15 protein-coding genes and 1 pseudogene are annotated in these 20,306 nt (G+C 58.9%); 7 read left to right on the forward strand and 9 right to left on the reverse strand.

The genetic code is table 11. The features are described from left to right. Window positions 1-94: 94 nt before the first annotated feature. The 5 genes and pseudogenes from AC5P98_RS21110 to AC5P98_RS21130 all read right to left on the reverse strand — a co-directional run. A pseudogene (locus tag AC5P98_RS21110) lies at window positions 95-303 on the reverse strand (integrase); the annotation flags it as partial. Between the two features lie 1,717 nt (window positions 304-2,020). Further along, on the reverse strand, window positions 2,021-3,025 hold the full coding sequence (locus tag AC5P98_RS21115) for an ATP-binding protein (protein WP_332840906.1): 1,005 nt from the start codon (window positions 3,023-3,025) through the stop codon (window positions 2,021-2,023). Further along, a complete protein-coding gene (locus AC5P98_RS21120; protein ID WP_049399271.1) occupies window positions 3,025-4,875 on the reverse strand; it encodes a hypothetical protein in 1,851 nt (616 codons plus the stop codon). The genes AC5P98_RS21115 and AC5P98_RS21120 overlap by 1 nt, the downstream gene beginning before the upstream one ends. Next, complete coding sequence (locus tag AC5P98_RS21125) at window positions 4,872-5,615, reverse strand: hypothetical protein (RefSeq protein WP_017354507.1); 744 nt, start codon at window positions 5,613-5,615, stop codon at window positions 4,872-4,874. Before AC5P98_RS21125 ends, AC5P98_RS21120 begins: the two co-directional genes overlap by 4 nt. Before the next feature lie 532 nt (window positions 5,616-6,147). After that, entirely contained in the window at window positions 6,148-6,387 is a 240-nt protein-coding gene (locus tag AC5P98_RS21130; RefSeq protein WP_049399270.1) for a hypothetical protein, read from the reverse strand. A gap of 119 nt (window positions 6,388-6,506) precedes the next feature. Here AC5P98_RS21130 and AC5P98_RS21135 point away from each other — a divergent pair, with 119 nt between their 5' ends. Continuing rightward, window positions 6,507-7,694 (forward strand): hypothetical protein, encoded by a 1,188-nt coding sequence (locus AC5P98_RS21135; RefSeq protein ID WP_146257381.1) that lies wholly within the window; start codon window positions 6,507-6,509, stop codon window positions 7,692-7,694. Window positions 7,695-8,126: 432 nt separating this feature from the next. Here the strand turns inward: AC5P98_RS21135 and AC5P98_RS21140 are convergent, their stop codons facing one another. After that, window positions 8,127-8,372 (reverse strand): helix-turn-helix domain-containing protein, encoded by a 246-nt coding sequence (locus AC5P98_RS21140; RefSeq protein ID WP_017354505.1) that lies wholly within the window; start codon window positions 8,370-8,372, stop codon window positions 8,127-8,129. Between the two features lie 95 nt (window positions 8,373-8,467). Here AC5P98_RS21140 and AC5P98_RS21145 point away from each other — a divergent pair, with 95 nt between their 5' ends. The 3 genes from AC5P98_RS21145 to AC5P98_RS21155 all read left to right on the forward strand — a co-directional run bounded on the left by AC5P98_RS21145 (window position 8,468) and on the right by AC5P98_RS21155 (window position 10,454). Beyond that, window positions 8,468-9,268 carry a hypothetical protein gene (locus AC5P98_RS21145; RefSeq protein ID WP_017354504.1) on the forward strand — a complete coding sequence of 267 codons (801 nt, stop codon included), beginning with the start codon at window positions 8,468-8,470 and terminating at the stop codon, window positions 9,266-9,268. A 95-nt stretch (window positions 9,269-9,363) separates the two neighbouring features. After that, a complete protein-coding gene (locus AC5P98_RS21150; protein ID WP_017354503.1) occupies window positions 9,364-9,798 on the forward strand; it encodes an NIF family HAD-type phosphatase in 435 nt (144 codons plus the stop codon). 206 nt (window positions 9,799-10,004) lie between these two features. Further along, complete coding sequence (locus AC5P98_RS21155; protein WP_017354502.1) at window positions 10,005-10,454, forward strand: phosphatase domain-containing protein; 450 nt, start codon at window positions 10,005-10,007, stop codon at window positions 10,452-10,454. Between the two features lie 2,286 nt (window positions 10,455-12,740). Here AC5P98_RS21155 and cydB read toward each other — a convergent pair. From cydB to fdhD, 3 genes are all read right to left on the reverse strand, one after another. Continuing rightward, window positions 12,741-13,754 carry a cytochrome d ubiquinol oxidase subunit II gene (cydB, locus tag AC5P98_RS21160; RefSeq protein ID WP_017354501.1) on the reverse strand — a complete coding sequence of 338 codons (1,014 nt, stop codon included), beginning with the start codon at window positions 13,752-13,754 and terminating at the stop codon, window positions 12,741-12,743. Window positions 13,755-13,765: 11 nt separating this feature from the next. After that, window positions 13,766-15,154 carry a cytochrome ubiquinol oxidase subunit I gene (locus AC5P98_RS21165; protein ID WP_017354500.1) on the reverse strand — a complete coding sequence of 463 codons (1,389 nt, stop codon included), beginning with the start codon at window positions 15,152-15,154 and terminating at the stop codon, window positions 13,766-13,768. A 109-nt stretch (window positions 15,155-15,263) separates the two neighbouring features. Continuing rightward, window positions 15,264-16,124 carry a formate dehydrogenase accessory sulfurtransferase FdhD gene (gene fdhD / locus AC5P98_RS21170; RefSeq protein WP_026070516.1) on the reverse strand — a complete coding sequence of 287 codons (861 nt, stop codon included), beginning with the start codon at window positions 16,122-16,124 and terminating at the stop codon, window positions 15,264-15,266. 477 nt (window positions 16,125-16,601) lie between these two features. Here fdhD and AC5P98_RS21175 point away from each other — a divergent pair, with 477 nt between their 5' ends. From AC5P98_RS21175 to AC5P98_RS21185, 3 genes are all read left to right on the forward strand, one after another. Then, window positions 16,602-18,875: an FdhF/YdeP family oxidoreductase gene (locus AC5P98_RS21175; protein WP_026070515.1), complete on the forward strand. Its 2,274-nt coding sequence runs from the start codon at window positions 16,602-16,604 to the stop codon at window positions 18,873-18,875. Between the two features lie 31 nt (window positions 18,876-18,906). Beyond that, entirely contained in the window at window positions 18,907-19,947 is a 1,041-nt protein-coding gene (gene moaA / locus AC5P98_RS21180) for a GTP 3',8-cyclase MoaA (protein WP_017354497.1), read from the forward strand. Window positions 19,948-19,955: 8 nt separating this feature from the next. Beyond that, window positions 19,956-20,306 (forward strand): cyclic pyranopterin monophosphate synthase MoaC (locus AC5P98_RS21185; RefSeq protein WP_495230206.1); only part of this gene is annotated, 351 nt, incomplete at its 3' end.

The following is a 20,306-nucleotide window of genomic DNA, read 5'->3' on the forward strand; positions in this document are numbered from 1 at the left end:
CCGGAAAGCTGATAGCTCCCGATCAACATTGGGATGGCTTTCACAGTTTCAAGGGCGTGGGTGGGTGCCGGGACGCGGCGCGCCTGGGACGGGCTCAATCCGCGTCGAGCAGCCGTGCGGCCGGGTTGTGCTGGGCGCCGCCCTGCTGGAAGTAGCCAGCCGCGCTGGCCACCGAGCGGTGATCGGTATTCGCCATCAGGGCGGGCAGCGCCAAGCCTTGGTGCGCCCCTTCGGTGATGAAGCCCGAGCGCAGGTTGTGTCCGCCGAAGTCCCCTCCAGGCCGGCGAGTGCGGCGCGGTGCTGGATGACCACGGCGGTGGTGTGGGGCGCCTATCGCCAAGTCAACCCGGGTGCCCGCACGCGGCAGGACAGCGCGTCATCGGTGATCCTAGCGGTGGGCAGTATCCGCAACTGACTGGCGCACAACGGCAGATGGTGCGCGAGGAGTACATGCGGGGCACCTAAGGTCTTCGGTTTGGGGTGGAAGTCCCGCTGGTCCAGTACGTCATTCAGGCCTATCGCGCGGCGCCGAACCCTCAGCGTCATCTTGCTCCTGACTATCTACTGATGGTAGACCAGCCAGAGTCTCTGCCCGATGGCGCCATCTGGCATTGACTGGTGCATCAGCATCACGGATTGAAGGCGCCTGGCCCTGGCGTGGATTCGATTGCTGTTGTTGGCAAATGCTACGAATAAATGGGTGCCGCCCATTTCCAGGTGCAAACAGGCGGCTTCTCTATCTCGGCAGCTGAGTTGTGCGTCAGAAGTTTAGGGTGGGGCGATCGATGCCTTTGCTTAGGGTTGCGTTATCCGAACGCCACGCGCAATTCGTGTGGATGGCTCGTATCCAAAAGCGCAATGGGACTGGGCGATCTATAACGCTCCGGAAGCGCGCTCAAGTTGCCCTCATGCTCCGAGAGGAGGATGCCGTCCGCGTAGCCCTGGGCGAGCACCGCTAGTCTCACTCGTAGTCCCAATCCCGAGTTGCTCACCCGCTGCGGGCTGGAATGGCTGAATTTGCCCAGGAGCTCATCTACGAAGTTCAAATAGTTGGGGTGAATCACTCGATAGCGCCCGCCTGGCCTGGTCGCGGCGTAGCTGCTCCATCCATCCGGAGCCGGTTGATCCCGAGCTCCGGCGACTCGCTCGCCTTGAGGGCTAAAGGCCTGATCTGATCGACCTCGTCGGGAACCTCTGGCTGCATTCTGGTCAATGTAACGGAGGATTGGGCCTGAGTCGTCCTCAGAGCCCGTATGGTTTGCACGTAGTGCTGTATCTGCGCCTGCTGGTGGTGATTGTTGATCTGGGTGTGTCGTGAGCCTGTACCTTTTAGCGTTGCAGACCCTCCTGGCCTGGCGTAGCGCCAGGCCAGGAGGAAGGTCCACAAGGCTGGAAATCCTGCTGGGATCAACGTGTACCCCTGGAGTTACGATCAGCCGACTTGTACGCCTTTGCTCCGCACACCAGTTGAGGTAGGCCTGTAGATACGCCGTGGCATTGGGGTGGGGGTGTCTCTGCAAGGCGGAAGCCGACTCATTCATAAGGTCAAAGCCGCACGCACAGGTGAGCAACTTCGTGGGCGTGCCAGCGACTGTCACCGGAAATCCATTGCATCGTGGGCAACTCTGGCGCAGGCGAACGCCATGCCAGGGACACGTGGAAATCCAGGGCAGCTGATGCAGTGTGGTGTGATACCCGAGTCTGATGCAAGGAAGGCAGTACCTCAACCTGAGATGGGAGGGCAGTCTCGGGTCGTCCGTCATGAACGGATACCACGCCGCCAAGTCCCACTCGGGCGGAGTCTCGATCCCAAGGGTTGTAGAGAGTGCCTCTTGTTGTACTTGCGAGGTCGTCAGGCTCAAGAGCAGGTTGATGTTTCTGTTTGGCTTGATTCCGAGGAGTTGTGAGTACTCCGTGACCCGCCTGGCCTGGTTCAGTCGCGATAGCCTCGCGACGCAGCCAAAAGCCGATTGGTATGGAACAAGTCGGAGGTTGCCGCCGACCAGCTGAGCGCCGCTCCTCATTTGCCTACGGCCCTATTTCTTGAGCTTTCGAAGCCGGCGTATGCGCTGCGCAGGAGAGCTTCATCAATGTGCTGGGTAGTAAGCCCTTCGAAATCGTTGCGCCCAGCAGCGATCTTGGTGAGTAGGTGGTAGACAAACTGGTTGAAGGAGGCCATGAGCCAATCCTTGGGAACGGGATAGTTGCCTTGATTGGCAAGGTTCTCAATTCGTTCGCGTATCGCTTCGGTCTCCTTCTCAAGGCGCCAGCCAACGCTGTAAGCATAGGGTGCGAATGCTTCGGTGTAGGTCTTTCCTCCCTCGTCCGGCCACCTCATAACTTGGTCAAGCTGGCGAAATGCCAAGGCGACATCACATGCGTCCTGCACGTCAGCGTCCTCCGTCGGGATGTCCCAGAGAAGCCCGGTAAAAGGATGGCTGTCGACAAAGAATCGGCCATACAGATGTGGCGGCGCCAGCTGACTAAGATCGTCTGCGCCTCCAATCACGCTGTTGCTCTGGTGGATGAAGAGAAAGAACGGTTGCACTGATGATCCGAGGAAGTGGTTCTGAAGCTTTGCAAGGTGGGCGTAGTCCTTGAGCGTGAGCTGCTCAGCCGTATCGATCGCAATCACGACCACGTCGGCCGATGCTCTAGCGGCTTCCTGCTCAATTGCCCGGATGATCCTGAGGAGGAGATCCTGTGGGCTGGCTACGGTTGTTGCCCTCATGCCCAGTCCAAGGATGACCTCGCGGAAGAAGTTGCCTTCGCTAGGGGTAGTCGGTTTTCCGACGACCATCCGGAGGAATCCAATAGGAAATGGTCGCCAAGAAGTGGTGGTTTCAAGTATTCGCGTGGCAGTTGACTTCCCACACCGGCCATCGCCAATGATCCTCAGGCTCGGCCGCCCATACTCCAGGCACGTGGCGAATCCAGATGCCATTCGCAGTAAGGGGAGAGTCTGGATATTGGGGCGATGTCGCGCGTGCATTGGGTGGTTCTCAAGGCTCGCCGGGGCCTTCATCAGCGGAGCCTCGTGTTGAACGTGGCCCTGCGGATTCCCATCAGTGGAGAGCCTTGCCCCTGACTGTTGGTCGTGGAAGGTGGCTTGGGCACATCGCCAGCTGCCATGAGCGAGGCGCTGTCCCTGACGCCAGCGGCCGCCGATCGGACGGCTGCGTGATAGGCCTCAATGTTGTCGGCTAAACAGTAGTTACCGGGCTCCCGTGACGCGTCGCTCTTCGCCCAGCGTGCCGCGCGCTTCCTGATCGACAGCGTGTGGGCCACGCTCGCATATGGGGCGAGAGCGTGAAGTGTGAGTACACGCTTACCGCCTCTCCAGAGGGTCAGCTTGCGAATGTCTCGCCAGTCTTCGTAGGTTGCGTCAAATGACTGCCCAATCAGGTGCCACTGTCCAGACAGTGTTGGTGACCTGTACCTAGCGTGGTCGAGATAGACGAGGGGAGGTACACCACTCCTTCTGGAGCCTCTGATGGTCACCTTCATCCGCCTAACGGTCATGTTTCTCACGTCATCTTCGGTGCCAGGTGCATGCCACACCCACTCCCCAGATGCCAGATGCTCATCAATGATTCGCTTGGGCGACCTGGGTTCGCGAGTGGACCGGCTCGTCACATTGTGCGAGGTAACATAGGTGTCAATGAGGTCTTTCAAGACCTCCAGGAGAATGGGGTGGTCTTTCCCGTCAAGCTTTGTAGTGACTTGACGCTCATTCACTTGCGTTGCGGGAGCAAAGCCGCCGGCGATGTGGCGCAGCAGGCCATTCTCAATCTTCTTGAATAGAGCCTCGATGTAGGGGCGACCTTCGCCCATCCCGGATCGTCCAAAGTGCAGGATTCCCTTGTGATGATCAATGAGATTTCGGACTGTCATCTTGGCGTGATGGGATGAGTCGTTGTCCATTGCGATCATTGCGCTTCTCATCACTACCTCATCCACTAGGTAGATCGACGGCATCCATGCACTAGTCGAGTAGCTCAAGTTCGACGTGCTCAGATCCCTTGGTTGCCAGGGGCTCATGATCTTCGCGAACAGGCTGACTACATCGTGTTGCTCGTACTTCCGGCCAAGCACCATTTCCCAACCAAGGATGGCGCCACTCCCGACATCAACAACTGCCAGTAGCCAGATCCGACTAATCTTCTCTAGCCGGAATGAGCCGTCCGCCATCGGCATGGCCAGCCATGCGTCGATGTCGACGGAATGCTCGTCGTACTCAACTCGATCAAATGGCCGAATGCTGAGTAGGTTCTCGATTCGGGTGGAAGTAGGCTCATCCGCAGCCAAGAGCATCTCATTTTCGCTCTTTGTGCCTCGGATGCGCTTTATGAGGGAGGTCAGTGCTCGTCTTCCCTTGTCACGGATGTTGAGCGGATACATGGCCTGAAAGCCCTTCCCAGTCAGCACCTTCACGAACTGGGAATGCAGCCTGTCGAACGCGGGGCTCCTTTTGGACTGTGTTGGCAAGGCGCCCTTGAATCTTGCGACTGCATCGCCGAGTTCGGGGATCGCTTGCAGGACAGCATCTATGGCGAACGGATGTGAACTATCGGGGACGACCGAGTTGTTGCGATCTGACACGCTGAATCGCGCATAGGGAATGCAGGCTCGGTATCCGACTCGATGACCGCTCTCGTCGAAGAGCAGTGCGGTCCGGATCATTCGAGAGAGGGTATTTCGCGGCACGCCCCATCGAAGGGCTGCGTCGACCAAGGTTGCCCCATCAAGGACGCTGGTGAGTGCTGACAGGCGGGCTTGAAATTCCGACTGTTGATCAGCTGGAAGTACGATCCCATTTGGCCTTGGAGTTGCCCGGATCGACTCGAGGTCGACGGCATTGAACTTGGAACTCATGGGTCGGCCCTCCAGATCCTTGATCGCCCCGTCATTCGAGGAAATGCATCGGTCGCCAGAAATCCGACGTGAAGCAACTCAGCCACGACCCCCTGAATGTGAGTTCGAGGGTGGTGCCTGAGCTCATGGATGAGTTCATCTGCACTGATGCTGCCGCTTCGCTCGATGGTCGCGGCGATTTCCTGTCGCAACGCCAGGCTGCTCCCCAGATCCTTGGCTGACTGGCAGAACCCGAGCAGTTGGTAGCAGAGCTCATTCCTGCCGCCGGGCGCCTTGAGTTCGTCCTCCGTGATTAGCCACAAAGAGATGCCTGCATCCTTGGCTGCTGAACGAAGCCGGTCCAGCTCGCGAGGACGACGCTTGCCATCCACGCCGGGTACTGTCTGCGAATTCGGAATGACGTTTGCATAGATCTCCTGGCCTCCGCGCCTCTGAAACCAGAAATGGAGTTCCATGCTGTCAAGTCCTACCGGGATGGACCGAGGCCTCTCGGTCACGGCCGCCACTGATGGATCAAACTCCAATTGCAGTCGAAGCGCGAGTTGCAGGGGGCCGTGTACGGTAACCGTCCGGTTCTCTTTCGGGCTAAAGAAGGTGAAGATGTCCCCCCTCTTGATCTGGCCAGCGGTTAGTTCACGGGGGGCCAGCGGTCGATCCTTCCCATTGTGGAGCGGGTCGGAGGCGCGTGCAGACGCTACGCCTTGGAACGGGCTCACGGGATTGGTCGCGTGGTTGCTCATGCTGCCTCCTTGTGGATGACTGCAGTTCGCATGGTCGAGGAGTGGCGCTGCGCAATCGCGATTGAGGGATGACTCAATGCATGGTCAGCTGAGTGTTGGATCTTCATCGATCGACTTCCCGGTTGGCCTCGGAGAATGAGGCTCGGTACTGGCGGCAATGGCCAGCAGGGTCATTGGGGATTTCGGGCATGGGGTGCCGTGCCGATTGCCATACGATGGCAGTCGGAGCGCGCAGATGCCCGCTCAAGCAGCTTTGCCGCTTGACACGAAGTCGGAATTGCGGGAGCCTACATACGTTATCGTAGAGCTTCACCCCCTCTCGCTCCGGCGAGAGGCTATCGCCCCCGTTGCTGCGGGGGCGATTTCATTTCCGGGGTCGGAGATTTGATGAACTGGGGGGCTAAATGCCTCCTTTGAAGCTGGAGTTTTGGCGTCAAGCCGTTCAGGGGCGCACTGTGCGCCTAGGTGAGTTTCAGCAGATCAGAAGTGGTGCGGGCCTTTTGGCTTCGGCCTCAGCTCGCGTGCTCAGGAATTACAGCGAGTTCAGCCACTCAGCGACATCTCGCGTTTTGGCGAACAACCCCCGCCGACCTGGCAGCGGAAAGGTGCGAACCGGCAAAAGTTCACGCTGGACGGCTCGGCCGAAGGTGCGGCCGTTTGGAAAGCCAAGGTTCCGCTGGAGGTCGCTGCCGCCCATGAGCTCCCCATGCCGCTCTAGCAGCTCGCGACTGAGTTCGGTGGAGACTGCTGCTTCTGGATTCTGGATAGGCATGACGCAACTCCTAGCTACCGTTGGACCCCATCATGCACAATTGCAGCCAGTTCTAGGGGATTCTTTAGTCCCGCTTCAGAAGATCCATAAGTATGCCTCGTGGCAAGATTCCAACAGACGTGGCGCTGGTCGTCCGCAATAGCGTGTGGGCCTGCGTTGTGCGAAGGCTGCATGGCGATCGACTGACCTGGGATGATCTTGATCAGTTGCTCTTGCCTAGAGTTGGGCTCGATATACACGCGCAAGCGGCCAACGGTCGTCCCCGATCCTTCTACCGGTTCTTCAGCAAGGGGCATCATCCAGGGAAGCTACGCGGTCCTGGTGGATACTTGATTGACTCGGTGCATGGGGATCCAGCGTTCGCGGCTGCAAAGGAGGCCTTCGAGCATCCGATCTGGATGATCTGCAGCACAGAGGCTCCCACTGCGGAGCAATTGCGGGGCGTACGTCGATCACTAATGGAGCGTCTTGGGCTACTGATGCCGTCCATCACCGAACGCCTGGTGGCTTCTCATCACAATCTCCCTGGCCTCAGCAGCTATGCGCCAAGTCGGGTAGATGCCTTGGAGTCCATGTTCAACGTGGCCGAAGGTGGCTCCTTGGACGCGATAGGCCTGTGTGCGTGTAACTATCTGTTAGCTATAGACAGCGGTAGGCTCGAGACTGCAGTAGATGTCCGGGATGCACTACGCTGGGCAATTATTCGTTTTTGTGCTGTTTGGGGATTGCGCCCCGACGCATGCACGGCAATCCAGCTGTTGATGGAGCAGCGGGTGGTCAGGCTTCGTAGGGGATCGCTGTTGCCAAAGGATGTTGGGTTTCCACTTGGCAATACGGATTCCAGCGCGTTTAGTAGCAATTCGGCGAAGGGGGTATTCTTCGCAGATGACTATCCGTGCATGCTTCCGGTGACTCCTCGCACAGGTGGGGTGGATACATTCTTCGCCCGGTTTCACTCGCACTATCTTGCTTTCGTGAATGATCTGACAAGGCAAGGAGCATTCGCGCAGCTGGCTGGGACTGAGCTCGGCGGATCTTTGCCGACTCAAGATGCAATTGACGACCTGTTTCTTGGGCTGCTGGACGTGCCGGAGGATGTTTGTCACGGCGAGGTTGCAACTCTCAAGCAGTTTGCGCCAATCAGTCCGGTAGCGGCATGCGTGGCGGAAGTCCTGCCCACTTCTAGCATCGGAAGCTCGCCTTACACCCGCATCAAGCCTCTGGGCGCAGTGCTTCTGAAGTTCATGCGTTCTGTCGACATGCTGGTTGACGTTGAGCATCCGCATCCCATGGTTGATGAGCCGTGAGATGCGCCTCCAGGATCTTTCGTTACCTTGAAGTGGCGTCAACAAGGGAGAGGTATCAACGCTAGCCGCGCGGTGGAGGTCACTGTTCTTGCGGGGAGATGCGCATGCTGGTTCTGCAATGCATGCCGAGCCTTTTAAGCTATGGTCAGTACGAAGAGGTCGCCCCAAAGGGATTTCCTTGAAGCGCTGAACCTCTTATTGCGAAGGAATCGTCAGTCAAGCGCGCCGACAGGGCTTATGAATGCTTTCCCTTCTAGCTCGGATGGTGCGCTGGAGGCCACCACTTGACCAGCCAGTCCTGTGTAGCCAGAACTGGCAAGAAGCCATTTGCTCAAAGTGGTCGCATGCTCGTTGAGCGGGATAGTGGGGTGGGCACTAGGCGTGAGCCTAGTGGTACGCATCTGAAGAAGACTGAGCCTTAGCTCAGTAAAGTCAGTCTTTGAGTCGCTTCTCAAAGTCGGCAATGAGCTTGCCCAGGGATAGGCCTGTCAGGCGCGCTATGTCCCTAAGCTCCACGACGTCAACCCTGCGCTTCCCTGTCTCAACATCGCTAATGAACGACTGGCTGCGCCCCAGCTTGCTGGACACTTGTACTTGGGTAAGGCCAGCAGCCAAGCGCGCGTCTCTGACGGTCTCAATCAGGGCGGCGTATTCCTTGCGATGGATTGTCTTGGCCACGGCCGCACCCTGGTTGAGCGGCTTCAGAAGCTATATCCAGTTCTCCGATATCTAAAAACCAGATATCCTGTGCTTCTCATTGACAGGGGAAGGGCATGATCAAAGAACAACGTCGACGCGACGCAGCTGGCTGGGGCAGGCAGGGCTTGCTGCTTGCTCTGACGGTCCTAGTTGCCGCCTGCAGCGGTCCAGTAGACAGGAAGTTGGTCACTGACGGCACGCAGGAGCAATACAGAGCGTCGATTGACGCAATTGACGCCGAGCTGAGTGCCCATGAGCGGGATGCCTTCAACTGGGCCGTTGCCGGCCTTGATCTGGCTGAGCTGAACAAGGCCTACCCGAATGCATCTATAAGACAGGTGGTTAGGGGGCACATCAAGCAGATTAGGGATGCCCATCCAAAAGAAATTCTTGCTCTGCAGGAGCAGGCCAACGCGCAGCGGCCGACGATCACCGAACTAGAAAGAGTGCGTGCGAGTGGCGCAACGTTACGGATCGAGGACAGCTTCTTTGGCCCGAAGCCGGTCATTGAGGCGCGAATTGCGAATAGCTCAACTTTGGCGCTCAGCCAGGCCAGCTGGGCGGCGACGCTCTACATCAATGGCGAAGCTCAGCCCACGGCAAAGTCGCGGGTGCACAGCGACTTCCGATCGATTGATGGCCTCAAGCCGAGCCGCGGCGTCACGGCGCGCTTCAATGTTGGCTTCGTAAAAGGTGATGATGCGTGGTCGACACTGGCAATTCGACAAGCGTCTTCAACGCGAGTCGAGCTCGAACTAATTCCTCAGACGGCTTTGGACTTCAATGACAAGCCCTACATAGCTGCCAACTATAGGGAAAAGATCCAGTCTCTGGAGAATCAGCTTAAGCAAGCCGAGAAGTTCTCAGATATCTGACTCATTGGCGTTCCGCAACTGCGTCCGATGACCAAGCGCAGCGCGGAACGCTCCAGATCCAAGTGTCCAACTGCTGATGAGGATCCTAGCGCTCAATGCGACCGACCATCCTTGCTCTCGATCTCGAGGGGACGCTGATCTCAAATGCTGTCAGCCAGATTCCACGCCCAGGGCTTTATCAGTTCCTTGAGGTCGCTCATGAACTCTTCGAGCATCTGGTCATCTACACCACGGTCCCTGAGGCAGCTTTCCGCAGGATTTCGCGGCTGCTGGTCGAGGAAGGGAGCGCGCCAGGCTGGTTCGCTGAGTTGCCATATACATTCTGGGGAGGGGCAACGAAGGACCTCCGGTATGTGTCTCCGATCCTGGGTGCAGCGCTGTTGCTGGACGATCACGCGGACTACATCCATCCGGGGCAGGAGCGCTATTGGATTGAGGTCTCTTTGTTCGGCGCTCCATATGACGCGGATGACGCCGGCCTGGAAGTGGCCCTTGAGATGCTGAAGGAACGATTGGTTGTTCCGTTGTAGTTGGTGTGCTTAGTGAGTGGGTTGGCGGGTGCAGCTCTTCCAGCCAGCAGCGCCGGTTGCTGCATAGGAATGGGCTGTCGTTCAGGAGATCCGACATGATTCGAACAAGTTTGACCCACCCTTTAGCTATCGCGGAACTCCCGGTTGGCGAAAGGGGAGGGGCAATTGGTGTGACCTTCGCGCCAGGTAAGTACCAAGAAGTTGCGATGACGGGGGCATGGGCGAGAGACATCGATGTGGATGTCTCTGTGATTCAGTGTTGGGGAGCCAGCCACCTGATCACGCTACTCGAGCCGTGGGAGTTCAGTGAGTTGCGGATCGAGTGCTTGCCTCAAGTGGTTGAAGGGCAGGGCATCTCATGGCATGGCCTTCCAATCACGGATGGCGCAGCACCTGACCAGAGGTTGCTCGAACGATGGCCAGTACTGGGGTCAATGCTCGTTCGGAGTTTGCATTCGGGCCTGCGCATTGTGGTCCACTGCAAGGGTGGGCTGGGGCGAGCCGGCACTGTCGCAGCGATGCTTCTACTGCAGTCAGGGGCTGAGCGAACAGCGCAGGCTGCCATTGGCTCGGTGCGACGTGTCAGGCCGGGTGCCATCGAGACCGCTGTCCAGGAGGATTTCCTGCAGCAATGGGCACAGGGACTGCGCTCGTAGTTGCCCTTCCAGATCAAACGCGTGGCGAGCTCATCAGTCGTTCAAGGCCAGCCCTGGCTATTGGCGCCACCGATACCTACGCGATCTAGTCGACCGCTGACACCGGATTCGCTGGGTCGCGCGCCCACTAGTGGACGCGGCGCGGAGAGTATCCGCTAAAGCCTCCAGTCGCTACTTGGCTGCAGCCAGTACTGTCTGCCCAGAGGGATAAACGTCTCCATTGCCACGTCCAAGATCAACGGCTGACGCCAGCCATGGCCTGGCACGAAGCAAAAGTCAGTCGGGCCAAGTGCTCCCGATTGAACTCGGCTAACGAGCCAAGTGCATCTCCTGCTGATCTCTCGATCAAGTACCCGACGGGCGGCCTCCTCGTCCAGATCAGCTTTCAGGAACTCCGACGCAACGTTGCGCATGCCGGCCCACAGTACATACCTCTTGCGTCCCAAGCTCAGTGCATTCCACTCCGGGAGCTGGGTCGATCTCAGGCCATTGCCCAGCGTGGGAGATAGCCGATACTTGCGTAGCAGGTTGGCCAGGTATGCACGGGCTTCGCTCTCTGCGAGCGAGGTTCCCAAGGTCCGTTTGGCAGTGGACGGGCATTCGGCAGCCCATCGGGTAAGCGTACTGGTCAACCTGGCCTCCAGACTCACGTCCTGACGTGACCAAGCGGCCTGATAGGTCCATGCCAGAGGCTCATACAAGGACCTCGCCCCGGAATTGGGGGCTGCGATGGGAATGCGCTGCAGTACGCGAAGTGAGGCAAGCGTATCGAGTGCGGCTGAGGCCAAGCCCTCGGCGGCAACAGGCCCGCTTACGGTCCTTGAGCGCTCCAGTGCGCACCAGGCGCAGGCTAAGAACGGGCCGATTGAACGAACGAAATCGTCCAACTCTGGCCAATGCGAAATGAGGGTCGGTTGGGTGACAACATAGGCCACTTGTCTCTCAGATCGCTCGCCTAGCTCACCAGCATAGCAGCGAGGCGAGTCCGCGTCTATCTGATCTTCAGATATCGCCACACTGCTGTCCGTGGCTGCGCTGGAGTTGTGAGTGAAAGTCCCGTCGCTTCCTCCAGCGGTGTTCTAGGTTCTTTGGGGAGCCGTGCTATGCCGAGGAGCGCGAGTAGGCCATTGAGCATGGACGAATCAGTGGTTCAAGTTCCATGTCGCGCGGCCGATACAGCCCTGTCCAGACTCCTGGCGGGTCGTCCCGGCCACGAATCCAGTCGATGGCATCCCGTTTGCCCAGGAGCTCCGGAGCGACGTTCTAAGTACCCTGCCATGTACTCAATTCAGAAGATCATCGACCTGCTGCTGCTATTGGGCGTTCCTTCGCTGCTCTTCATTGGCGCTTACGTTCTGCGCCGCCCCAAAAGAGAGCTCAGTTGGGAGCCGGTGCTGGATCAGCGAGTTCATTGCTGGAAATGGTGCGCCTATGGCTTCATTTTTCTCTTGTATGTTCCCGGGACGACGTTGTATCGAACGTTGATTCCTACGGGTTGTGATGGACTTGTTTGCGTCCAGTTCTTCACCGCGAGTGGATACCGTATCGCCCCGAGCGAACTTCATGTTGTTCTCGTCGCAACTGCCGTTTTCGCGGGGTACTTCTTTGCGCGTGTTCGAGCTTCGTACTCACCGATTCCTACCAGGGCCCGGGGCTACGTCCTGAAGGTTGCCTATCATGGCAAGGGGGAGTACTCGCCACACTTGGAGATAGCCCGCCAAGTTCGCCGGCGTCAGCTCAGAGCGGAGCTTGCTGAAAGGCGTAGGCTTGAGCGGGAGGGCTTCCACCTATGGTTAAGATCCGTACGGCCGTGGGTTTGCACGTTGGCCAGAGGCTCTACTGTTGAGCTACTTAGCCCCATGCTGTCGGGAAGGGACCCACTCACTCTTGTCAGGTGGCTATCTCGTAGCGGCCCCATACATGATGTAGTCCTTCTTTCTAGGCGACTTCGTTGGTGTGAGGCGTTCTTCTACCACCTCACCGTGAATCATCGACTTTCCTTCAAGTCAGTTCGATCCGAAGGCATACGATTCAGGGTCGGCTGAAGGCCCCACTCATCACATCCTGTGTGTCTTAGGGCGATACACGATTCTGGGAGGCCGGGCGTATTGGCTAACTGATTGAGTCAAGTCGAGGGCCAGAGGCGGTGGCATTTGACCTTCGGCTTAGCTGAAGATAGTCCAGTGACATTCAGTTCATGAGTCGGCCGCCACCGAACCCACTCGCCCTTTCCGGGCTTTAGTTGAGCCCATTCTCCACTTCAGGCGAATGGGCGGCATATCACGCTCAATGATAGCTCGTGCTCGCACTCACCTTGCCGCGGAAAACGCGGTATGACCAGGCGGTGTAGCCCAGGATGACAGGAAGCATGACCGCCAAGCCGACCAGGCTGAAGCCAAGCGACGACACTGGCGCTGCTGCATCCCAGATCGTCAATGCCGGGGGGAGCAGGTACGGCCACATGCCGAGTACGAGGCCTAGGTAACCCAGGACAAACAACGACAGGCTCAGTAGGAAAGGGGCAAGATCATGAGTGGGGCGTTTCTCCGCGCGCCACAGCGCCACTGCCACGGCGAGCGTAAGAAGGGGGACGGGGGACAGCCACCAGAAATTCCCGTCACTGAACCAGCGAGTCATTAGTCGCAGATCAAGGAACGGCAGCCAGCTGCTCACGAGCCCCATGGCCACGATCACGGCGACCACCAGGGGGCGGGTCAGGCGCCTGGCAAGTGCGTGGGTTCGCCCCTCGGTCTTCAAGATTAGCCAGGTGCCTCCAAGCAAGGCGTAGCCGGCAACCAAGGCTGCTCCGGTAAGCATGGCAAAGGGGCTGAACCATAGGAATGGCCCGCCAGCGTAGGTGTCACCAGTCATTGGCACGCCTTGCACCACCGTGCCAAGAATCACTCCTTGAGAGAACGCGGCCAGAAGCGAGCCAAGGCCGAAAGCCACGCTCCAAAGCCTCTTGGAGCGATGGGCTTTGAACCTGAACTCAAAGGCGACCCCCCGGAAAACCAATGATACAAGCAGCAGAAGTACTGGAAGGTACAGGGCCGAAAGAAGCGCTGCATAGGCTGTTGGAAACGCTGCTAGCAATCCGGCTCCGCCGAGCACCAGCCAGGTTTCGTTGCCATCCCATATTGGGGCAGCGGTGTTCATCATCACATCGAGCTGCTCTTCATCCTCGGCAAAGGGCGCGAGAATGCCAATACCGAGTACGAAGCCGTCGAGGACGACGTACATCAGGACGCCGAAGCTGATGACGGCGAACCAGGCGATGGGCAACCAGGTCATCGAGTCCATGTCAGCGTTCCTCAGAGAGATTGATCAGCGGCCGAGATAGGCCGTGCAGGTGTGCGATCACCACCCTCTAGCGACGGACTTCCGTCTTGGGCATGTGGGCCATGTCGGAGGATCTTGACCAGATACCAGATGCCCCAACCAAATACGAACGCATATCCAGCGACATAGACCGCGAGTGAGATCGCTGTCATCCAGGCCGTTTGCGGTCCCACGGCATCAGCCGTTCGCAAAACGCCATAGACAATCCAAGGCTGGCGCCCCATCTCGGTGACAAACCAGCCGGCCACCAAAGCAACGAACCCACTTGGAAGCATCCAGTTCCAAGCGCGCAGCAGGGCCCCGGAATCGAACAGCTTACGGCGGGCCAGGGTGAAAGCAGAAAGCCAGGCGAGCAGTAGCATGAGGGTGCCTATCCCAACCATGATCCGGAATGCGAAGAACACAGGCGTGACCGGAGGTCGTTCGCTCGCCGGTACGGATGTCAGCGGTGCGAAGGTTCCATCCATGGAGTGAGTCAGGATGAGGCTGCCAACACGCGGAATCGCGATCTCAAGATCGTTCCGCTCTTCCTTCTCATTTGGTACAGCGAAGACGACCAGCGGAACTCCTTCACCTTCTTGGCCCTGATGCCAGTGAGCCTCTACCGCTGCGATCTTCATCGGCTGGTGCTTGAGGGTGTTCAGACCATGCATGTCACCCACGAAAATCTGAACAGGAACGGTAATGGCCGCAAATATCACAGCCGCCCCAAGCATCTTGCGGCCGGCTTCGACGTGCTCCTTACGCCGCAGGTACCAGGCGCCAACACCACCCACCACGAAGCAGGTTGTTATGAATGACCCTATTGCCATATGGGCCAGTCGATAGGGGAACGATGGATTGAACACAACCTCGAACCAGTCAACCGGATGGACCACTCCGTTGATCATTTCGTAGCCCGCAGGCGTATGCAACCAGCTGTTGGAGGCAAGAATCCAGAACGTTGAAAAGAGCGTTCCAAGTGCGACCATGCATGTGGAAAAGAAGTGCAGGCGTGGTGATACTCGCCCCCAGCCGAACATCATCACTCCGAGGAAACTTGCCTCCAGGAAGAAGGCTGTCAGGACCTCGTAAGTCAGTAGGGGGCCGATTACGGTTCCGGCGATCTGGCTCAAACGAGGCCAGTTTGTGCCGAACTGGAACGCCATGACGATACCGCTTACCACGCCCATGCCGAAGGACACGGCAAAGATCTTCTGCCAGAAGAAGAACAGATCCCGCCACACCGGGTTGCGGGTTCGAAGCCAGCGCCATTCCACGAAACCAAGCCAACTGGCCAAGCCAATGGTGAAGGCAGGGAAGAGCACATGGAAGCTGATGAGAAAGCCGAACTGAATTCGGGAAAGGAGGAGGGCGTCCATAACGATCCCAATAGGGGGTGGGTGGTGGCTAGCGGCTCAAGTTCCGATGGTGCCTAGCAATTTCATCGGCGGAGATCCTTGCTCATTGCACGGCAGGCGTCATCTGGCGTCATACGGCTGCTAGGTGTGCAGCTTCCAAATCGAGTAGGCGCTGGGGGTGTGAATAGATGTTGAAGCCATCCGAGCGCGCGAAACCGACAAGACAGATCCCTGCGGCCTTTGCGAGATCTATGGCTAAGGCTGTGGGTGCCGATACCGCTGCAACGATCGCCATGCCTGCATAGGCGGCCTTACTCACCATTTCGTAGCTAGCACGGCTAGATAGAAGCACGAGACCTTCGTTGGTTGAAGTCGATGAGCGCCTCATTGCACCAATGAGCTTATCTAGTGCGTTGTGCCTGCCCACGTCTTCGCGTACCACTTCGATAGCTCCGTCCGGGAGAACCCATGCTGCTGCGTGGGTTGAGCCGGCAGCCTCGTTCATTGGCTGTAGCCCTTTTAGCGAGGACAGTGCTACGCGTAGCGCCAAGGCGGAGTAGGTGGTGGGTCGGTCGATTGGCAAAGGCATTCTGAGCACTTGCTCCAGTCGACTAGCTCCACATAGCCCGCAACCGCTACGCCCGGGTAGGTTGCGGGTGGCGTCGTTGGGCATTGACACGATGGGCGCACTATCTGTGACTTCCATCGCCAGCTCAATGCCTTCCAGCGATGGCCTCACTTCAATCCGGAGAAGTTGGGAGGGATCAGAAATTGTTCCCTCCGTCATGGAAAAGCCCAGCGCAAAGTCTTCCAGATCCGTTGGGCTGGCCATCATCACCGAGAAAGGACTGTCGTTGTAGAGCATCGCGACAGGCACTTCTTCGGCAACGCTGTCCATGATTGAGCCGCGCTCGCCACCACGCCACCGAAGGGTTCTTCGATATGCGATGCCGCAGGGCTCGTTGGCAGGTACTGGGCTGGGCGCTTGCATGGAGATGAGGCCTGGCGGGGAGGGAAGCCGGTAACGATGATCTGGGCGTGCAGGGTCCCTCGGGTCGGGGACTTCTTAGTGGTTTGACAGTGCGGAGAGTATCCCAAGGCGTACACCCCGCTGCGGTCAAAATTTACAAATGTTCGCAGATGGACAGTTTGGCTGAGTTGATCCGACATTCTGTTCGAGGGGCTGTGGCCCGCCTGTCCGCTACATGTGCCTGTAGCTAGAAAACGCCCGATAAATTAGATAGTTACAATCGATGGCGGGTGGCGTGAAGACCTGTTCGTGGTGAGGGCCAGGATGAGCGCTTCGGGTCCGTTGAGGCACTCGTATCGGACACCAGTGCCTCGATTCGATCCCCGGCGTGTACGCCGGACGTCTTGTCTGGGCAGGGTGGACATACTGTCCGTGGAAGGGGAGGCCGTCGCGTGCTTAACTTTTCCCACTCCCAATTGCATGCTGCGAGTGCCTGTCATGTCAGAGCAGAAGATCCCCCGTTACAAAGCCTACGACCATCCTGCCGGTGGTTGGGGTGCCGCCGGTGCAACCGCCAAGGTTCTGATGCAGCAGAGCGTCATTGCCAAGGGATCTAAAGCGCTTTTGTCGATGAATCAGCCTGGGGGATTCAAGTGCCCCAGTTGCGCTTTCCCGGATGCAGATCACACCAAGAAGCTGGAGTTCTGCGAAAACGGTGCGAAGGCCTTGGCATGGGAGGCAACCAAGCATCGCGCCACGCGTGAGTTCTTCGCGGAGCACACTGTCCAGGAGCTGATGGCGCAGTCCGACTATTGGCTGGAGATGCAGGGTCGATTGACCGAGCCGATGCGATATGACCCGGTATCCGACCATTACGTTCCTTGTAGCTGGGATGAGGCCTTCGCGCTGATCGGGCGACACCTGCAGGCCCTGTCCAGCCCGCATGAGGCTGAGTTCTACACCTCGGGGAGGACGCCGAACGAAGCCGCGTTCCTGTACTCGATCTTCGTGCGCGAGTTCGGAACCAACAACTTCCCGGACTGCTCGAACATGTGCCACGAGCCGACCAGCCGGGGGTTGCCGCCGGCAATTGGTGTCGGCAAGGGCACTATCGTGCTCGATGACTTTGAGCATGCTGAGGCCATCTTCGTCATCGGCCAGAACACAGGCACCAACTCACCACGAATGATGTCCAACTTGGTGGAGGCGCGGAAGCGTAATGCTCCAATTGTCGCGGTCAATCCTATGCCGGAACGTGCGCTGATTCGCTTTGCCGAGCCCCAGGACGTCGTGCAGATGGCCACGTTTGGCTCCACCGAGATTTCCAGTGAATTTGTACACATTCGCATCGGCGGTGACCTGGCCCTGATCAAGGGCATCATGAAGGCTATGTTCGAGCGGGAAGCGGCCGGCGAGTCTGTTCTCGATCACGAATTCCTGACCGAGCACACCGTCGGGCTGGAGGCATTGCGTGAAGAAGTGATGTCCCTGGAGTGGAGCCAGATCGTCCAAGTGTCCGGGATCAAGAAGGAGCAGATTCTGCGTTGTGCAGAGATCTACATCCGTTCCCGTGCGACCATTATCTGCTATGGCATGGGCCTGACCCAGCACCAGCAAGGATCTCGCCTTTTGCAGCAGGTTGCCAATCTGCTGATGCTGCGCGGCAACTTCGGAAAGCCCGGGGCGGGCATTGCTCCTATTCGCGGCCATTCCAACGTGCAAGGCGACCGTACCGTCGGCATTGATGAGAAGCCGACGCAACGCTACCTGGACCAAGTTCGCGACGTGTTCGGGTTCGAACCGCCGCGCGAACATGGGCACCATGTGGTTGAGTCTATTGAGGCGATGCTGGCTGGAACCGCCAAGGTCTTCATCGGCATGGGCGGGAACTTCATCCATGCTGTTCCTGATACCGAAATTGCCTACAGGGCAATGCGTGGTCTTGAGCTTACGGTTGGCATCGCCACCAAACTCAACCGTGGCCACCTAGTGCATGGCAAGGAGGCGCTGATCCTACCGGTGGTGGCGCGCTCGGAGTGGATCCATACCCCGCTGGGTGAGCAGTTTGTCACCATTGAGGATGCCATGTCGAATGTCACCGCATCCCGTGGAGTACTGGAGCCTGTGAGTGAACATGTTCTTCCGGAAGTTGAGATCGTGTGCCGCATGGCAATGGCAACACTGCCGGACAGCAAGGTCGACTGGGCAGCTTGCATGCACGATTACAACCATGTTCGTGAGCTGATCGCGGCGGTCTATCCCAGCATCTACGCAGACTTCAATGAACGGATCCAGGCGCCGCGTGGCTTCCACTTGGACATTCCGCCGCGCCGCCGTGAGTGGCCGACACCTAACGGGAAGGCCAATATTCTGGTGTTGCCGGGTCTTGAAGTGAACGACCTGGTCGAGGATCCCACTATGCTTCGGCTGGCCACGGTTCGCTCCCATGACCAGTACAACACGACAATCTACAGCTACAACGATCGCTATCGCGGTGTGTATAACGATCGAATGATCCTCTTCATGAACCTGGAAGATCGAGTAGCACGAGGGATTGGGAAGGAGGAACAGGTGAGCCTCGAGACGATCTCCAGTGATGGCGTCTGCCGGCGGGTCGATGGGTTGACTGTGCTTGACTATCCGATGCCGCGTGGCGCGATTGCGGGCTACTACCCTGAACTCAATCCACTGCTACCTCTGGATTACTTCGATCGCATCAGTGGTACCCCCGCGGCGAAGTCGATCCCGGTCAGGGTGGTCATTTCACAGTGATTGCGCCGGCATGTCGTAGGGAGGACTAAGAATGTCAGCCGAGCTCATTCGGGCGCCAGAGCCGGTAGGTGAGGGCGCACTGGCAGATCATCCCCGCCAACTCACCGACGGTTTCGGACGCAGCTTTCCGTACCTGCGCCTTTCGTTGACCGAAGCCTGCAACTTCCGTTGCAGCTACTGCCTGCCCGACGGCTACCAGGCCGATGGCCGCCCGCGCTTCCTGCAGGTGGAAGAAATCGCGCGCCTGGTGCGTGCGTTTGCCGCGCTGGGCATGAGCAAGATCCGCCTGACCGGCGGCGAGCCCAGCCTGCGCAAGGACCTGGATGAGATCATCGCCACCGTGGCGGCGGTGCCGGGCATCCGCAAGGTGGCCATCACCACCAATGGCACGTTGCTACCGCGGCGCCTGCCGGGCTGGCACCGCGCCGGCCTGACCGCGCTGAACGTGAGCATGGACAGCCTGCAGCGCGAACGTTTCAAGACCATCACCGGGCATGACCGCCTGCCGGAGATCGAACAGGGCCTGGCCCTGGCGCAGGCGCTGGGCCTGCCGGCGATCAAGCTCAATGCGGTGCTGCTGCGTGGCCTGAACGACGACGAGCTGCCGCAGTGGATGGACTACCTGCGTGACCGCCCCTTCAGCGTGCGCTTCATCGAACTGATGCGCACCGGCGACAACGAAGCCTATTTCCAGCGCCACCACCTGCGCGCCGACGTGGTGATCGAGCAGCTGCTGGCGGCTGGCTGGCACGAACGGCCGCGCGCCGCCGATGCCGGCCCGGCGCGTGAGTACAGCCACCCGGACCATCGCGGCACGGTGGGCATCATCGCCCCGTATTCGCGTGACTTCTGCAAGGGCTGCAACCGCCTGCGGGTGACCGCCAAGGGTGACCTGCGGCTGTGCCTGTTCGGCGAGTTCGGCGTGCCGCTGCGCCCGCTGCTGCAGAGCGACGATGACCATGACGCGCTGCTGGCACGCATTACCACGCAGCTTGGCCTGAAAGCGGCCGGGCATGGACTGCACCAGGGCCAGACCGGGCTGACCCCGCACCTGGCCTCCATCGGAGGATGAGCAACACGATGAGTGGGGAATTGAATGCGGCCTTCCATATGGCCGATGTCCGCGACAAGCGCATCACCCGCCGACGTGCGGTGGCGGTGGGCGAGCTGCATGCCGGTCCAGTGGCCTATCCGCTGATCGTCGAGCGCCGCCTGCCCAAGGGCGATGCGCTGGTGATGGCCGAGATTGCCGGCCTGCAGGGCGCCAAGATGGCCTCGATGCTGATGCCACTGTGCCACCCGCTGCCGCTGGAACTGGTGCAGGTGTTCTGCGCGCCGGTACCGGAACGGCAGGCGATCCGCGTGTGGTGCGAGTGCGCCAGCGAGGCGCGCACCGGCGTGGAGATGGAGGCACTGGCCGGCGTCAACGCG

It is taken from the genome of Stenotrophomonas sp. YJH_SMC_135, from assembly GCF_059372355.1.

What these genes read in the sequence shown, in the direction of transcription:
- AC5P98_RS21120 (WP_049399271.1), bottom strand. Translation starts at nt 4,875, where the DNA reads ATGAGTTCCAAGTTCAATGCCGTCGACCTCGAGTCGATCCGGGCAACT.
- AC5P98_RS21150 (WP_017354503.1), top strand. Translation starts at nt 9,364, where the DNA reads ATGCGACCGACCATCCTTGCTCTCGATCTCGAGGGGACGCTGATCTCA.
- cydB (WP_017354501.1), bottom strand. Translation starts at nt 13,754, where the DNA reads ATGGACTCGATGACCTGGTTGCCCATCGCCTGGTTCGCCGTCATCAGC.
- AC5P98_RS21130 (WP_049399270.1), bottom strand. Translation starts at nt 6,387, where the DNA reads ATGCCTATCCAGAATCCAGAAGCAGCAGTCTCCACCGAACTCAGTCGC.
- moaA (WP_017354497.1), top strand. Translation starts at nt 18,907, where the DNA reads ATGTCAGCCGAGCTCATTCGGGCGCCAGAGCCGGTAGGTGAGGGCGCA.
- fdhD (WP_026070516.1), bottom strand. Translation starts at nt 16,124, where the DNA reads ATGCAAGCGCCCAGCCCAGTACCTGCCAACGAGCCCTGCGGCATCGCA.
- AC5P98_RS21165 (WP_017354500.1), bottom strand. Translation starts at nt 15,154, where the DNA reads ATGGACGCCCTCCTCCTTTCCCGAATTCAGTTCGGCTTTCTCATCAGC.
- AC5P98_RS21115 (WP_332840906.1), bottom strand. Translation starts at nt 3,025, where the DNA reads ATGAAGGCCCCGGCGAGCCTTGAGAACCACCCAATGCACGCGCGACAT.
- AC5P98_RS21145 (WP_017354504.1), top strand. Translation starts at nt 8,468, where the DNA reads ATGATCAAAGAACAACGTCGACGCGACGCAGCTGGCTGGGGCAGGCAG.
- AC5P98_RS21125 (WP_017354507.1), bottom strand. Translation starts at nt 5,615, where the DNA reads ATGAGCAACCACGCGACCAATCCCGTGAGCCCGTTCCAAGGCGTAGCG.
- AC5P98_RS21175 (WP_026070515.1), top strand. Translation starts at nt 16,602, where the DNA reads ATGTCAGAGCAGAAGATCCCCCGTTACAAAGCCTACGACCATCCTGCC.
- AC5P98_RS21155 (WP_017354502.1), top strand. Translation starts at nt 10,005, where the DNA reads ATGACGGGGGCATGGGCGAGAGACATCGATGTGGATGTCTCTGTGATT.